Genomic DNA, 15,793 nt, shown 5'->3' with positions numbered 1-15,793 from the left:
CGCGACCGGACTGCGCTTTGGCACAGGCGGGGTACGCTTGGAAGGCCCAGCGGCTTTGCAATTCGCCGATGCCCACTCTATCTCGGCTAATCGTGAGCCTGCCGACCATCCCCAAACAGCGCGCGGTCATCGACCGGCGCGCCCTCGCCCAGAAGATCTCCCGCGTCGTTGAAGACAAGGGAGCCGAGGCCGGACGCGGCGACGTCGTCGATCTGCTGCGCGCCGCTCTTGCCGCTGGCCGCGAAGAGATGGCCCGCCGCCTGAACGAACGCCCCAGCGCCGGACACGAGATCGCGCACGGGCACGCCTTCCTCGCCGATCAGCTGATCCGCGTAGTCCACGATCATGTGATCGACAATGTCTATCCCTCGCACAACCGCAGCACCGGCGAGCGGCTCGCACTGGTCGCGGTGGGCGGCTATGGCCGCTACGAGATGGCGCCGCATTCGGATATCGACATCGCCTTCCTCACCCCCGGCAAGCCGACCGCCTGGTGCGAACAGGCGATCGAGGCAATGCTTTACTTCCTGTGGGACTTGAACCTCACCGTCGGCCATTCCAGCCGCTCGCTCGACGAGATGGTGCGGATGGCGAAGGAAGACCTGACGATCCGCACCGCTCTGCTGGAAGGGCGGTTCCTGTGGGGCGATCAGGCGCTGTATGATGAGGCCACCGCCCGCTTCTTCGCCGAGGTGGTGAGCGGGAGCGAAAAACGCTTCGTCGCCGAGAAGCTGGCCGAGCGCGAGGCCCGCCACAAGCGGATGGGCGATTCGCGCTATGTGGTCGAGCCCAATGTGAAAGACGGCAAGGGTGCGCTGCGCGATCTGCAGACGCTCTACTGGATCGGCAAATACGTTTACCGTGTCCGCAACGCTGCCGAGCTGGTCGACAAGGGCCTGTTCACGCAGCGCGAATATGGCACCTTCCGCCGGGCGGAATCGTTTCTGCTGGCGGTGCGCGCGCATTTGCACACCATTGCCAAGCGCGGCGAAGACCGGCTGACGTTCGACCTCCAGCGCGAGGTTGCGCGGCGAATGAACTATGCCGACCGCCCGGGCAAAAGCGCGGTCGAGCGGTTCATGCAGTTCTTTTTCCTGCAAGTGCAGCATGTGGGCCACCTCACCGGCGTGTTCCTCGCCCACTTCGAGGAAGAGGCCACTGAGAAAGGCCGGGTGGCGGAGTTCTTCTCCTCGTTCCGCAGCAAGAAGGCGGAGAAAGTCTCGGGTTACCTGCTCGATGCCGGCCGGCTGGCGGCGCCGGGCGACGACTGGTTCGCGGACGATCCGGTCCGCCTGATCGAAATTTTCGCCATCGCCGAAGCTGAGGGCGTGGAGATTCATCCTGCCACCTTGCGGATGCTCCGCCGCGATTCCGGCCTGATAAACCGCGCGCTGCGCCGCGATCCGCGCGCGAACGCGCTCTTTCTAGATGTGCTGTGCGGCCACAAGGACCCCGAAACCGTGCTGCGGGCGATGAACGAGGCCGGGATATTCGGCCGCTTCGTACCCGATTTCGGCAAGGTCGGTGGGCAGATGCAGTTCGACATGTATCACCACTATACGGTCGACGAGCACACGATCCGCGCGATCGGCCTGTTGGCCAAGATCGAGCGCGGCGAGTTCGCTGAAGATCACCCGCTCGCCACCGAAATCCTGCCCAGAATCGCCAACCGCCGTGTGCTCTATGTCGCCACGCTGCTGCACGATATCGCCAAGGGGCGGGGCGGAGACCATTCGCTGCTCGGCGCGGAGGTGGCGCTCAAGCTGTGCCCCAGGCTTGGGCTCGACGAGGATGAAGCCGAGCTGGTCAGCTGGCTGGTCGCCAAGCATCTGTTGATGAGCGCGACCTCGTTCAAGCGCGACCTCACCGACTACAAGACGATCACCGATTTTGCCGGCGAGGTCAGCTCGATGGAGCGGCTGCGGCTGCTGACCGTGCTGACCATCGTCGATATCCGCGCCGTCGGCCCCGGCATCTGGAACAGCTGGAAACGCCAGCTGCTGGCCGAGCTTTACGAGCTGACCGAAGAGCGGCTGCGGCTCGGACACAAGGCGCATGGCCGCGAAGTCCGGGTGGCCGACAAGAAGCGGCGCGTGGCCGATATTCTCGACGCTGAGGCAGAACTGATCGAGCAGCTGGAGGACCGGTTCGATGATTCGTACTGGATTGCCGAGCCCGAGGACATCATCGCCATCAACCTGCCGCACTACGCCGCAGCGAAAGAGCTTGATCACAAGCTGTCGATTCACACCGAATCTTATCCCGCGCTCGGCGCCACACTCGTCACCGTGATCGGCGACGACCACCCTGGCCTGTTTTTCCGCATCGCCGGTGCCATCCATCTGGCGGGCGGCAACATTATCGATGCGCGCATCCACACCAACCGCATCGGCAAGGCGGTCGACAATTTCCTCGTGCAGGATCCGCTGGGCAAGCCGTTCGACGAACCGTCGCAGTTGCAACGGCTGAAAACGGCGATCGAAGATGCGCTGGCTAACCGGATCGACATCGTGCCACGGCTGGAAAAGCGCCCGCTCAAGCGCCGCCGGGCAGAGAACTTCCACGTGAAGCCGCTGATCCTGTTCGACAACGAGGCATCGAACCGCTTCACCGTCATCGAGGTGAACGCGACCGACCGGCCCGCGCTGCTGAACCGGCTGACGCGGGCGATGTTCGAAACAAGCCTGCTGATCAACTCCGCCCACATCACCCAATACGGGGAGCGCGCCGTCGATACCTTCTATGTGACCGACCTTCTGGGCGACAAGATCCATAGCAAGGAACGTCTCGATAAGGTCCGGCTGGCCCTGCTCGAAGCGATTGCCGCTGGCGAACCGGAGTACGAAAGCGAAGACGCCGCAGCGTGACGGCACCGTCGCCCGGTCGGCGGCGAAACTCTCGGAAGAGCGAATCCGCTAGCACGGCAACGAGACCCGGTTTTCTTGCTGTGACCTTAATCCGGTAAAGGCTCTGGTTGACCGTGCAATGCGCGTCCACGCGCTCACGGAAAGAGCGTGACAAAGTCAAATGTTTGTTTTAGCGTGATTTTCCTAAGGCCGTCGTGCGGTTGTGGAGATAGACGGCGATTCTCCAATAAGTATATTTACTTATTACGTAGCTTGTGGAAAATTGTGGGGGATATCTAGATAAGTGATCTCACGTAGTTTGGTGACATGAAGGAAAGCAGTAATGGTCGCTCAAGCGCAGGAAATGACCCCGCTCGATCGTATCTACGTTATCGATTCCGACAGCCGTCGGCGCGCGCAGATCGCCAAGATGAGCTACGAGGTTGGCCTCCATGCGGAGCCCTGTCAGGATCTCGATGAATTTGCCAAGCTGGTGCGACGCGATGGCTATGTCCTATCCGCTGACAATGCAGATACCGCTTCGATCGCCGAAGTGATGCGTTCGACCCAGGCGGTCGAATTCAGCCTTCCTGCGTCGGTCTACTCGGAAGACCCGACGCCTCAGCGGATCGTTTCGGCCATGCTGAACGGCGCGCTGAATTATCATGTCTGGCCGCTTACCAAGGAAGATCTCAAGCGCGCGGTCACCATGACGCCCGAGCAGATCTCGCTGGCCCGGCTGCGCTCGAAGCAGTCCGCCGCCAATGCCGCAATTGCCCAGCTTTCTCCGCGCGAGGTCGATGTGCTGCGACAGATGACGCGCGGCCATTGCAACAAGGTGATTGCGATCAACCTCGGCATCAGCCCGCGCACGGTGGAAATCCATCGCGCCAACCTGCTGAAAAAGCTGCCGATGCAGTCCACCTCGGACGCGATCCGCATCGGCATCTATGCCGGACTCGACGAAGACTAAGAATCCGACACTTTCAGGCCGATCTCGCAAATGCCGCGCACAACTGCGCGCGCGAGCGAGCTGCCCTGTGCCGCCACTTCCACATCGGCTTCGCCCAGACGAAGGGTGACGGCCACGCCTTCGCCGTGCCGATCAACGGTGAGGGCAAGGTCGAACGCCTTGCCGATGAGCGAAAGAGCTGCGGTTCGGCACGATTGCAGCAGCACCTGCTCGAACATGTCTTCCGACAGGCTCGGGGCAAACCACTGCCGCAACGGCTCCGGAGTCAACGCCAACAGGTGATATAGCCGGCGCAGGCAGGCCGAATCGTCGATGTCCCGCACGATCGTCAACGCCGTGACAATGGCGTGAAGACGCCTTCGCCAGAGTTTGGGATGCAGCGGTTCCAGCAAGACAGACTGCCTTCGTCCAAGCGACCACGCGGGTTTTCCAACCCGCTTGAGATGTGTTGCTATGGACGAGGGGCCTTGTGAATAGTGCAACGCAGCACTCAGGGAGCACACATAGCCTGCGCCGCAAATGTGCGAACCTTACCCTTCGCGCGCCCCGAACAGCGCACTGCCGACGCGCAGGTGCGTCGCGCCCAGCTTCGTGGCAGTCGCATAGTCGCCGCTCATGCCCATGCTGCGCCCTGGCAGGTCATGATCGTCCGCCAGCTTGGCCAGCAATGCGAAGAATGGCGCAGGCTCTATATCCGCAGGCGGCACGCACATCAGGCCGATCACCGGCAACTCGGCCCGCCGCGCCTCGTCCAGTAAGCCGGGCAAATCGGCAATCGCGCAGCCGCCCTTCTGCGGCTCCGACCCGATGTTCACCTGAACGAACAGGTCTGGCCGCTTGTCTTGCTTGTCCATCGCCTTGGCCAGCGCCTTCACCAGCGAGGAACGGTCAAGCGAGTGGATGGAATCGAACAGCGCCACTGCATCCTCGGCCTTGTTCGACTGCAACTGGCCCACGAGGTGAAGCGCGATGTCGCCATGGCGCTCGATCAGGTCGGGCCACTTGACTTGCGCCTCCTGCACCCGGTTTTCACCGAACACACGTTGCCCAGCTTCGATCAGCGAGGTGATCGCGTCTGCCGGATGCGTCTTGCTGATCGCGATCAGGGTGACGTCTTCCGGCTTGCGGCGGGCAATTTTGCAGGCCGTGGTTATCTCGGCGCGGATGTCGGCCAAACGGGAACTCGCATTCTCGGTCATGGCGACGCTATAGCGAGGCCATGCACCAGCGCCAGCCCTTGCCGACCCTGTGGCTCCTTTCGGATGCACGCAACGACGACGTTCTCGAAGCGGCTCTCAAGCGTCTGCCGCGCGGCAGCGGCTTCGTTTACCGGCACTATCACCTGCCCCCGCGAGAGCGCATCGCCCGCTGGTGGACCTTGCGCGACCTATGCCTGGCACGCGGTCATCTGCTGGTGCTCGCCGATAGCGCGCTGACCGCCCGCGAATGGGGCGCTGCGGGAACCTATGGCGCGCCGCTTGCACTCTATCCGCAGCGCAGCGGACTGGTGCAGATCGCCACCGCGCACTCGATGCGCGAGATCGCGCAGGCCAACCGCAAGTGCGCCGACGCCGTGATGCTCTCGCCCGCCTTCGCCACCCGCTCGCATCCGGGCGCGCCACACCTGGGGCCGGTGCGCTGGCGCCTGCTCGCCGCCCATGCACAGATGCCGGTCATCGCGCTGGGCGGAATGACCGCGCAGACGGCGCGCAGGCTCGGCGCTCAGCTTTGGGCGGCGATTGACGGTCTCAGCGCCCTGTAGGGGCAAACCTCCAGCAAGCTTGACCCCGGTCCCCCCGTCTGCGATTCTCGCAGCGGGACGCTTACAAGGAACAGGACATGGCAAGCCGCTCGGCCCCATCGACGGGGACCAGTGACAGCGCGGACTGGCGCGCCGTCTTCCGCTATTCGCTCACCCGCAGCCTGCAGCTGACCGGGGGCGCGCTGCTGTTCGCCTTCACTCTGTTCCTCGCCTTCGCGCTGCTCAGCTACACCCAGACCGATGCCTCGCTCTCCACCGCGGCGGGCGCCACCATCGCAAATTGGATGGGCGCGCCCGGTGCCGTGGTGGCCGATCTTGCCCTGGGCACCTTCGGCTTCGTTTCCGCGCTGCTGCTCCCGCTCACCTTCGTCTTCGGCCGTAAGCTGTGGCGCGACGCCGACGAGGACGAGCATTGGGATGGCCGCTGGTGGCGCACGGTTGGCCAGTTGCTGGTGGCCATGGCGCTGCTGGCGAGCGTGCTGTCGCTGGTCTCGACCCCGCGCGACTGGAGCCTGCCCGCTTCGACCGGCGGCCTCGTCGGCCTGCTGGGCGAGCGGCTGATTACCGCGCTCGCCTCTCTTTTGCCCGCCGGAGTCCAGCCCTGGGCGATTGGTGCTGCGGGCGTTGCCTGCCTTGTCGGCGGGGCCATTCTGGCCGGTCGCGTATTCGCGCTCGACTGGAGCCGTTTCCTCACCCTGCCCGAACTGCTGCGCAATCCGCCCCGCCTCTCGCCGCCCGCCAATCCCTTCCGGGAGGAGGCACGTCAGCGCCAACGCAAAGCCGACACGCAGCCGCAGAGTGATCGCGACGACAACGAGGCGGTGGGCGAGCCTGCCGCCGCCGCCGCCGCCGCGCGCCGCCAGACCACGATTGTCGATCCCGCCGCCGCCCCGCGCCGGGCGACCCCATCGAAGGCGAAGGACCAGACCGATCTTTTCGCCGACTACCAGCTCCCCGCCCTCGACATCCTCGCCGATCCGCCGGAAAATTCGGCTCCCAAGCTCGACAAGCTGGCGCTCGAACGCAATGCGCGCCTGCTCGAAACCGTGCTCGACGATTTCAATGTGAAGGGCGAGATCACCGCGGTGCGCACCGGCCCGGTGGTCACGATGTACGAGCTGGAGCCCGCTCCCGGCATCAAGGCCAGCCGCGTGATCGGCCTTGCCGAAGACATCGCCCGCAACATGAGCGCGATCTCCGCGCGCGTGGCCCCGATCCCCGGCAAGACCGTGATGGGCATCGAACTGCCCAATGCCCAGCGCCAAATGGTCAACTTCAAGGAGATGGTCGCATCGGCTGCCTTTGCCGATCACTCCGGATCACTGCCGATCATCCTCGGCAAGGATATCGCCGGCGAGCCGATCGTGGCCGACCTTGCCGCCATGCCCCACCTGCTGGTGGCGGGCACCACCGGCTCGGGTAAGTCGGTCGGGCTCAACACCATCCTGCTGTCACTGCTTTACCGCTTCGGGCCGGACCAGTGCCGGATGATCCTGATCGATCCCAAAGTGCTCGAACTCAAGAGCTACGAGCATATCCCGCACCTGCTGGCCGAAGTCGTGACCGAGCCGCCCAAGGCCGTGCGCGCACTGAAGTGGGCGGTGGAGGAGATGGAGCGGCGCTACCGGATGATGAGCGATGTCGGCGCGCGCAACCTGGCCGGGTTCAACGAGCGCGTCCGCGCCGCCGCTGCCAAGGGCAAGCCGCTTCAGCGCACGGTGCAGACCGGGTTCGACCCCGAGACCGGCGAACCGCTGATCGAGGAAGAGCTGCTCGAATATTCGGTGATGCCGCAGATCGTGGTCATCGTCGACGAGCTGGCTGACCTCATGCTGGTGGTTGGCAAGGAGATCGAGGGCCTGATCCAGCGCCTGTGCCAGAAGAGCCGCGCGGCAGGCATCCACGTAATCACCGCCACCCAGCGCCCCTCGGTCGACGTTATCACCGGCGTCATCAAGGCCAACCTGCCGACCCGCATCAGCTTTGCCGTCTCCAGCCGCATCGACAGCCGCACGATCATCGGCGAACAGGGCGCGGAGCAGCTGCTGGGCAAGGGCGACATGCTTTATAAACCGCTCTCGGGGGCGATCATGCGCGTGCACGGGCCGTTCGTCTCCGACGAAGAGGTCGAGCGCGTGGCAGAGCACTGGCGCAAGCAGGGCACGCCGCAATATGTCGATTCGGTCACCGAGGAGCCAGCGGATGGCGGGTTCGATTTCGAGGACGAGTTCACCGCCTCCGACAACCCGGACGAACGCAAGTACCGTCAGGCCTGCCAGATCGTGATCGAGAACCAGAAGGCGTCGGGCTCCTGGCTCCAGCGACAGATGGGCGTGGGCTACAACACCGCCGCCAAGTGGATCGAGCGGATGGAGGAAGATGGCCTTGTCGGCCCGGCCAACCATGTCGGCCGCCGCGACATTTATCGCGACAAGGACGGCAATCCGCTCTAACGGGCGCGCCGCCATGCCCAAACGCGCTCCCGCCAAACCTGCCCCTGCTGCCACGAAGGTCGGCTGGCTTGAGCATGTCGATCTGCCCGAACTGGGGCTGTTCGCCGAAAAGGCCAAAATCGACACCGGCGCGCGCACTTCTTCGCTCCATGTCGACCGCATCGCGCCCTATGTCGACGAGAACGGACAGCACCGCGCCAAGATCACCAAATATGTCCGCCACGCCGGCGAACCTCGCAAGACCGTACATTGGGACGTGGAAATCCGCGATTTCCGTAGCGTAAAAAGCAGCAACGGCGCGGTCGAGGAGCGGGTGGTAATCGCGACCATGCTCAAGCTCGGAACCGTTGCCCGCAAGCGCGAGTTTACGCTGACGAATCGCAAGGAAATGCGCTATCAGATTCTCGTCGGTCGCAAGGGGCTGGGTAAGCTGTTCCTTGTCGACCCTTCTGCCAAATTCCTGCTCGACGAACTGCCTGCGAAGGCCAAGGACCCTACCGCATGAAACTGGCGATGCTCGCCCGCAATCCGAACCTTTACACCCACCGCCGGCTGGTTGAGGCGGCGGAGGAACGCGGCCATTCGATCGAAATCCTGAACACACTGCGCTGCTTCATGGACATCACCTCGCACCGGCCCACGGTGCATTATGATGGCCGCGTGATCGGCCCCCAGGATTTCGACGCAGTGATCCCGCGCATCGGGGCCTCGATCACGTTCTACGGCACCGCCGTGCTGCGCCAGTTCGAAATGATGGACGTCTATCCGCTGAACGAGAGCGTCTCGATCGGGCGTAGCCGCGACAAGTTGCGCTCGATGCAGCTGCTGGCGCGGCGCGGGATCGGGCTGCCGGTCACCGCCTTTGCCCACTCCGCCAAGCAGGCCGAACAGGTGCTTGCCATCGCAGGCGGCGCGCCGGTGGTGATCAAGCTGCTCGAAGGCACGCAGGGGATCGGCGTGGTGCTGGCCGACACCCCGCGCTCGGCCAAGTCGGTGTTCGAGGCCTTTCGCAGCGCCAACGTGCATATCCTCGCGCAGGAGTTCATCAAGGAAGCGAACGGCACCGATATCCGCGCGCTGGTGGTGGGCGGCAAAGTGGTCGCCGCGATGCAGCGCACCGGGGCGGCAGACGACTTCCGCAGCAACATTCACCGCGGCGGCCATGCGGAGAAAATCCGCATCACGGCGGAGGAGCGCAGCACCGCCGTGCGCTCGGCCAAGATCATGGGGCTCAACGTGTGCGGCGTGGATATGCTGCGAAGCAACCACGGGCCGGTGGTTATGGAGGTCAATTCCTCGCCCGGCCTCGAAGGGTTGGAAAAGGCCACCAACACCGACGTGGCAGGCAAGATCATCGCCTTCCTCGAAGAGAACGCCGCCAAGGGCCGCACCAAGACGCGCGGCAAAGGCTAGCGCCCTCTCGGCTTACGGCATCCGGCAGGTGTAGCTGCCCGCGCGCAGCGCCTCGCCGCTTTCGTAGTGCGCATAGGAGGGGTGCGGGCACAGCTTCATGCTTTCCGGCCCGCCGTCCGCGCGCAAGGCTTCGACCGCGCCCGGCGCCTCGCCCTGCTCCACCCAGTCGACCATCGGCCCGAGAAGATCGAACTGGTCGAAGCTGTCTCCTCCTGAACAGTGCATCATGCCCGGCACCATGTAGAAACGCGCGGCATTGTCCCATGTCTCGGAGCCGTTGGCCTCGCGCGCGCGCTGGAAATAATCCCAGGTGTCAAAAGCCGAGAACCACGGGTCGGATACACCGTGGAAGTACATCAGCTTCGATCCGCGCCCGAGATAGGTCGAAAGGTTGGTCCAGTAGGGGGTGTCGGTGAGGCGGCCCGCCGCATCCCAGCGCACCGCGTGCAGCCGCGCGTCGACATCCAGCTCGCGCGCGGTGTTGGCCGGGCCGAACACACCGGGCTGGCCCATCGGCACGAAGCCGGGCAGGCCCTGCCCGTCGAACGCAATCCCCGTATCCCACGGATAGGAGATGTAGCTCGGCCGCCCGCTGGCATCGCGCGGGCCTGCAAGCCCGGCGGCCAGCGCATCGGCTTGCGGCTGGCTCAGGCATGTCCCGCTTTCACCCGGTTTGCACACGAGGCCCTGCGGATCGAAGGCACGGCAGGCCTCAACGTTCATCACCATGCCATCGGCCTTGCCATCGAGCGCATCGCACTGGCGCAGGATCTCGCGGCGGATCGATGCGCGCTGTTCGCCGACGATGCCCGCAGGGCCGTCTTCGCCAGCAGCCAAAGTGCGGTTCAGCATCACCTGCGCATATTCGATGCTGAGGTTTGAATGACCGGGGCGCATGGCAGGCGCGCCGATCACGATCCCGTCGAACAGCTCGGGATAGCGCTGGCTCGCCAGCATCCCCTCGCGCCCGCCGGTCGAGCAGCCCGCCATATAGGAGTGGTGCGGCGTCTTGCCGTAATAGAGGGTGGTCAGCGCGCGGGTCGCTTCGGTCACACGCGGCACCGCCGCTTCGGCGAAATCGAGCGCGGCGCGCTGGTCGGCCATGAAGCTCTGGTCGAACACCTCGCCCTTGTGCCCGCTATCGTGGCTGGCGACGGCAAAGCCCCGGCTGAGCGCGTTGACCTGCCCCGCCGCGACCGGGCCGACTGCCGGGCGAACAACGCCGTTCAGACCTCCGCCGCCTTGCAACAGATAGCGTCCGTTCCACTCCAGCGGCAGAGCCAGCTCGAAACCGATCCCATATTCGGCCCCGCCCGCGCCCATGCGGCGGTTGATAACGCCCTCGACAAGGCAATGCGGCGGCTTGGCGATGGCGGGCGAAACGGGCGTGGCCTCGATCGTGGTTGTCTCGGGATGGAAGCTGGCCGAGGTGATTTCGACCCCGTCATCCACCAGGCCTTCGAGCGCTGTGCAAGCGCTGCCGTAATAGTTTGCCGGGCGCTGCTCCGCACTCTGCTGCTGGGCCGGAGCGCCCGCGAGCGGCAGCGCGGTGGCGGCCAGCAGGCTGGCGGTGACGATGGATATGCGCATAGTGGTCTCTCCCGGCCCTGTTTGTCACAATCGTTAGCAAGGCAGCGCCCGCGCGACAATTGCGCCGATTGCCTCTCGCGCGGGCCGAGCTAGTCTGCCCCAAACAGGAGAGGGCAAAGACGATGCGACATACGATGGCAACGGCGGCGCTGGCCGCGATGGTCTTGACCGGCACCGCCCACGCGCAGGAGGGGCTTTGGGTCGGCAGCTGGACCGCCAGCCCCCACGCGCCGCTCGCCAGCGAAGGGCCGTTTGCCGCGCCGAGCTTCGAGGACGTGACCCTCGCGCAGACCATTCGCCTGTCCGAGGGCGGCTCGGCGCTGCGGGTCCGCTTCACCAACCGCTATGGCCCGGCTCCGCTGCACATCAACGAGGCGCGCATCGTACTGCTTGATGGCAATGGCGCCGAAATGCCCGGCACCAGCCGCCCGCTCACCTTCGGCGGTGAGGCGGGGGCGGTGATCCCGCGCGGCGCGCCCTTCGTCAGCGACGTTGTCGAGCTTGCCAGTGAGGACTTCCAGAAGGCCAAGATCGTGATTTACCTGCCCGAGGCGACGGGCGCCTGCACATGTCACCTGACCGGGCTCGACGACCTCTCCGTGTCGGCTCCGGGCAACCACGTGGATGAGGTCTTCCCTCCCGCCACAACCGCGCAATACCGCGCCTTCCTGCAAACGGTCGAGGTGCTTTCGCCCGATGCGCAGGGCACCATCGTGGCCTTTGGCGATTCGATCACCGACGGGGTCGGCTCGACGCCCGGCGCGGACCGGCGCTGGCCCGACGTGCTGGCCGAGCGGCTCGAAGCGGCGGGGATGGAATTTGCCATGGCCAACGCCGCGATCTCAGGCAACCGCGTGCTCAGCCCCGGCATGGGCGAAAGTGCGCTCGCCCGGTTTGACGAGGATGTGCTGGCGCTGCCCAATGTCACGCATATGATCGTGTTTGAAGGGGTGAACGATATCGGCAATCGCTACGGCCCCCAGCAGGGCGGCATCGCCGGGCTCACACTCGACCAGCCGGAAATCGACGTGCCGCAGATGATCGCGGGCTTTCGCCAGCTGATCGCCCGCGCGCATGAGAAAGGCATCAAGGTCATCGGCTCTCCCATCGGTCCGTACAAGGGCGCGGCCTACTGGAGCGAGGAAGGCGAGGCAGCGCGGCAGGCGATAAACGAATGGATTGTCACCTCGGGCGAGTTCGACGGCGTGGTCCGCTTCGACGAAGCCTTTGCCGATTCCGCCGACCCACAGCAGATGCGCGAGGGCTACCATATGGGCGATTACCTCCACGGCACCGACGCTGGCCTGCGCGCAGTTGGCGAGAGCATCGATCTCACCCTGTTCGCTTCAGACTGACCGCGTGGGCGGCAAGCACTGGATAAATGCCCCTCGCGGCCTTTCCGCCCGCAGCCCCATCGCCTAAGTCTGCCGCCGTGCAGGCGCAAATCGAAATAGGTCGGGATTCGGGCGGCGGGGCCGTCCACGTCGATGTCGAGGAATTGCTCGCCACGCGCCTCTTGGTGCAGGGCAACTCGGGCAGCGGCAAGTCGCATCTGCTGCGCAGGCTGCTCGAACAGAGCGCACAATTGGTTCAACAGGTGGTTATCGACCCCGAAGGCGACTTCGTCAGCCTGGCGAAGGAGTTCGGCCATATCGTGATCGAGGGCGGCAGCTACACCAGCCGCGAGATCGAGGCGCTGGCAGGCCGCATTCGCCAGCACCGCGCCTCTGTCGTGCTTAGCCTTGACGATCTGGAGGTCGAACAGCAGATCCGCTGCGCCGCACTGTTTCTCACCGCGCTGTTCGATGCCCCGCGCGAGCACTGGTTTCCCGCGCTGGTGGTGGTCGACGAGGCACAGATGTTCGCGCCTGCCGCCGCTGGCGAAATGGCCGAAGACACCCGCCGGATGACGCTCACCGCCATGACCAACCTGATGTGCCGGGGGCGCAAGCGCGGGCTGGCCGGGATCGTCGCCACCCAGCGGCTGGCCAAGCTCGCCAAGAACGTCGCCGCCGAGGCCTCCAACTTCCTAATGGGCCGCACCTTCCTCGATATCGACATGCAGCGCGCGGCCGACCTGCTCGGCATGGACCGCAAGCAGGCCGAGCGTATCCGCGACCTCGAACGCGGCCACTTTCTCGGCCTCGGCCCGGCGGTGAGTCGCAAACCCGTGGCGGTGAAAATCGGATCGGTGAAGACCGGCGGCAAGAACGCCGCCTCGGGCCTCGTCCCCCTGCCGCAGGTTTCAGGCGAAGGGATGGAGGCGCTTCTTCACGATTCGCTGGCCGAGGAAGCCGCAGCGCCGCAGCCCCAACGCCCCGCCCCGCCGCCAAAGCCGGCGATGGAAGACCTTGCCGAGACGATAGCCCACGCGCAGGATGACGGCGAACCGCCCGCCGCCGGGGACGGCGAAAAGCTCAGCGCCGCTCCTGCCCCGCCGCCGCCGGACGGATCGGTTGAGCAGGTGCTGGCCGAGATGGCGCATGAAGAGGGCGCGACCTACCAGTCGCTCTCCAGCCTGTTCCGCAGCTTCGCGATCCGCTGCCGCGAGCGCCGCGTGCCATCCGCCCATATCGACATGGCGCAATTCCGCCGCCTGTTCGCCCATGCCAGCGCCGGTCTCGAACGGCTCGATCCTGCGCGCCGCGCTGCGGTGGAGCAGCTCGCGCAGAGCGTCGACGACGATGTGCTCGCCCCCTTCCTCACCATTGCCGCAGCCGCCGCCGAAGGCCGCAGCGCGCCTGACGAAGAGGAACTCGCGCGCGTCTATGGCAGCTCGTCACCCGGCCGCATCCGCCGCCTGCTTGACCATCTGGAAAAAACCGGCCTGATCGTGGTGCGTGAGGATTTCGGCGGCGAGCGCACGATCAGCGTGCCGGGACTGGAAGAATACGCGGGCTAGTCGCGCGAAAGATCGCTCCAGCTCACGCGGTCCATATGCAAGGGCGCGGCGTTGCGGACATATTCGCCCGCGCCATAGGTCCGCCCGATCAGCTGCATCGCCGGATTATCGATCCGCAGGCGCCCGTCCTCCTCGCCGAGGAAGCGATCCTCGATATGGGTGACAATCACCTCGGCCAGCACGATCCCGGCATTGGGGCCGGTCTCGATAAACTGCCACAGGCGGCATTCGAACTGCACCGGCGCGCCAACCAGAAGCGGCGCTGCAACGAGGCTGGCCCTGGTGGCCTCCAACCCTGCCAGATCGAACTCGCTCACCTCGGGCGGGGCATCGGTGGCGCTGACATTCATCGCCTCGGCCTGCCCCTCGCTTACCAGCGCCACGGCAAATTCACCCTTGGCGCGGATATTGGCGAGGCTATCCTTCTCCGCCATGCCCTCGCGCTGCCCGTCGGCCGACATCCCTATCGCCACCAGCGGCGGGGTGCCGCCCATCGCGTTGAAGAACGAATAGGGCGCGGCGTTGCGTCGCCCCTCGCCATCCTCGCTCAGCACCCATGCAATCGGGCGCGGGGTAACGGTGTTGACCAGGAGCTTGTAGCGCGTGGCGGGATCGAGTTCATTCATCGTGAATTGCATCTGGTGCAGGTGGGTACAGGCGCGGGCCAATGCAACGTGGCGATTGCAGCGATACGGTTTCACTTGTAACCACCCTCGCCAACCAAGGAGACAGATATGCGCATCGGTAGCCCCCGCGAGATCAAGAACCGCGAATATCGCGTGGGCCTGACGCCCGAAAGCGCAAAGGAGCTGGCCTCGCACGGGCACGAGGTGTGGATCGAGAGCGGCGCCGGCGAAGGCATCGGCGCGCATGATGCCCAATACGAAGCCGCTGGAGCGAAGATCGTTGCCGGGCCGGATCCGATCTTCGCGGACTGCGAGATGGTGGTGAAGGTGAAGGAACCGCAGGCCGAAGAACGCGCCAAGCTGCGCGAGGGCCAGCTGCTTTACACCTACCTTCACCTCGCGCCCGACCCCGAACAGACCGCCGACCTCGTGAAATCGGGCGTCACTGCGATTGCCTACGAAACTGTGACAGGCCCGAACCGCACGCTGCCGCTGCTGAAACCGATGAGCCAGGTGGCCGGGCGCATGTCCATTCAGGCGGGCGCTACCGCGCTGGAGAAGGCGCATGGCGGGCGCGGAGTGCTGCTGGGCGGGGTGCCCGGGGTGATGCCAGGCAAGGTCGTGGTGATCGGCGGCGGCGTGGTCGGCTTCAACGCGGCGCAGATGGCTGCGGGGCTAGGCGCAGACGTGGTGATCATGGACCGCGATCCCGAAGTGCTCGAGCGCGTCGGCACCCATTTCGAGGCGCGGGCCTCCACCCGTTTTTCGAACAAGGCCAATCTGGAAGATGCGGTGAGCGAGGCCGACCTCGTGATCGGCGCGGTGCTGGTGCCCGGAGCCGCCGCGCCCAAGCTGGTGACGCGCGCGATGCTCAAGACGATGAAGCCGGGCGCGGTGCTGGTGGATGTGGCTATCGACCAGGGCGGCTGCTTCGAAACCAGCCACGCGACCACCCATGACGATCCGACCTATGTGGAGGACGGCGTGGTCCACTATTGCGTCGCCAACATGCCCGGCGCGGTGAGCCGCACCTCGACCTATGCGCTGAATAACGTGACCCTGCCCCACGCACTGCGGATTGCGGATATGGGCTGGAAGGAAGCGCTGCGCAGCGATCCGCATCTGGCGCAGGGGCTGAACGTCCACGCAGGCCGGGTGACCTATCCGGCGGTGGCGGAAGAGCTGGGGTATGAGCTGCTGACTGTGGATGAGGTTTTGGTATAAATTT

The 15,793-nt window shown here is 65.2% G+C and carries 13 protein-coding genes; 9 read left to right on the top strand and 4 right to left on the bottom strand.

What is annotated here, in order from left to right:
• The first annotated feature begins 92 nt into the window (after positions 1-92).
• Both E0473_RS10185 and E0473_RS10180 read left to right on the top strand, forming a co-directional pair.
• A complete protein-coding gene (locus E0473_RS10185; protein ID WP_137680735.1) occupies positions 93-2,867 on the top strand; it encodes a [protein-PII] uridylyltransferase in 2,775 nt (924 codons plus the stop codon).
• Between the two features lie 322 nt (positions 2,868-3,189).
• A complete protein-coding gene (locus E0473_RS10180) occupies positions 3,190-3,819 on the top strand; it encodes a response regulator transcription factor (protein WP_137680734.1) in 630 nt (209 codons plus the stop codon).
• On the opposite strand, the gene E0473_RS10175 is transcribed toward E0473_RS10180, so the two are convergent.
• The gene (locus E0473_RS10175; RefSeq protein WP_137680733.1) at positions 3,816-4,211 is read right to left on the bottom strand and encodes a hypothetical protein; all 396 of its coding nucleotides are present in this window, start codon (positions 4,209-4,211) and stop codon (positions 3,816-3,818) included. The genes E0473_RS10180 and E0473_RS10175 overlap by 4 nt on opposite strands.
• Before the next feature lie 138 nt (positions 4,212-4,349).
• On the bottom strand, positions 4,350-5,018 hold the full coding sequence (locus tag E0473_RS10170; protein WP_137680732.1) for a YggS family pyridoxal phosphate-dependent enzyme: 669 nt from the start codon (positions 5,016-5,018) through the stop codon (positions 4,350-4,352).
• A 20-nt stretch (positions 5,019-5,038) separates the two neighbouring features.
• Between E0473_RS10170 and E0473_RS10165 the strand changes: the two genes are divergently transcribed.
• The 4 genes from E0473_RS10165 to rimK all read left to right on the top strand — a co-directional run bounded on the left by E0473_RS10165 (position 5,039) and on the right by rimK (position 9,447).
• On the top strand, positions 5,039-5,581 hold the full coding sequence (locus tag E0473_RS10165; protein WP_137680731.1) for a thiamine phosphate synthase: 543 nt from the start codon (positions 5,039-5,041) through the stop codon (positions 5,579-5,581).
• A gap of 77 nt (positions 5,582-5,658) precedes the next feature.
• The gene (locus E0473_RS10160) at positions 5,659-8,034 is read left to right on the top strand and encodes a DNA translocase FtsK (RefSeq protein WP_137680730.1); all 2,376 of its coding nucleotides are present in this window, start codon (positions 5,659-5,661) and stop codon (positions 8,032-8,034) included.
• A 13-nt stretch (positions 8,035-8,047) separates the two neighbouring features.
• Complete coding sequence (locus E0473_RS10155; RefSeq protein WP_161981569.1) at positions 8,048-8,539, top strand: ATP-dependent zinc protease family protein; 492 nt, start codon at positions 8,048-8,050, stop codon at positions 8,537-8,539.
• The gene (rimK, locus tag E0473_RS10150) at positions 8,536-9,447 is read left to right on the top strand and encodes a 30S ribosomal protein S6--L-glutamate ligase (protein ID WP_137680728.1); all 912 of its coding nucleotides are present in this window, start codon (positions 8,536-8,538) and stop codon (positions 9,445-9,447) included. Before E0473_RS10155 ends, rimK begins: the two co-directional genes overlap by 4 nt.
• A 12-nt stretch (positions 9,448-9,459) precedes the next feature.
• Here rimK and E0473_RS10145 read toward each other — a convergent pair whose 3' ends face one another.
• Positions 9,460-11,037 carry a tannase/feruloyl esterase family alpha/beta hydrolase gene (locus tag E0473_RS10145; RefSeq protein WP_137680727.1) on the bottom strand — a complete coding sequence of 526 codons (1,578 nt, stop codon included), beginning with the start codon at positions 11,035-11,037 and terminating at the stop codon, positions 9,460-9,462.
• Between the two features lie 122 nt (positions 11,038-11,159).
• Between E0473_RS10145 and E0473_RS10140 the strand changes: the two genes are divergently transcribed.
• Positions 11,160-12,392 carry an SGNH/GDSL hydrolase family protein gene (locus E0473_RS10140; RefSeq protein ID WP_137680726.1) on the top strand — a complete coding sequence of 411 codons (1,233 nt, stop codon included), beginning with the start codon at positions 11,160-11,162 and terminating at the stop codon, positions 12,390-12,392.
• A 77-nt stretch (positions 12,393-12,469) separates the two neighbouring features.
• Positions 12,470-13,939 (top strand): helicase HerA domain-containing protein, encoded by a 1,470-nt coding sequence (locus tag E0473_RS10135; RefSeq protein ID WP_170308136.1) that lies wholly within the window; start codon positions 12,470-12,472, stop codon positions 13,937-13,939.
• On the opposite strand, the gene E0473_RS10130 is transcribed toward E0473_RS10135, so the two are convergent.
• Positions 13,936-14,577 (bottom strand): flavin reductase family protein, encoded by a 642-nt coding sequence (locus E0473_RS10130; protein WP_137680724.1) that lies wholly within the window; start codon positions 14,575-14,577, stop codon positions 13,936-13,938. The two genes, E0473_RS10135 and E0473_RS10130, sit on opposite strands and share 4 nt — an antisense overlap.
• 96 nt (positions 14,578-14,673) lie before the next feature.
• Here E0473_RS10130 and ald point away from each other — a divergent pair, with 96 nt between their 5' ends.
• On the top strand, positions 14,674-15,789 hold the full coding sequence (gene ald / locus E0473_RS10125) for an alanine dehydrogenase (protein ID WP_137680723.1): 1,116 nt from the start codon (positions 14,674-14,676) through the stop codon (positions 15,787-15,789).
• The last annotated feature ends 4 nt before the right edge of the window (positions 15,790-15,793 follow it).

Origin of the sequence: Aurantiacibacter suaedae, from assembly GCF_005434915.1 — a bacterium.
GTDB classification, from domain to species: domain Bacteria; phylum Pseudomonadota; class Alphaproteobacteria; order Sphingomonadales; family Sphingomonadaceae; genus Alteraurantiacibacter; species Alteraurantiacibacter suaedae.
Note: the sequence above shows the minus strand (reverse complement) of the source record. Positions and strands in the feature narration are given on the sequence as shown.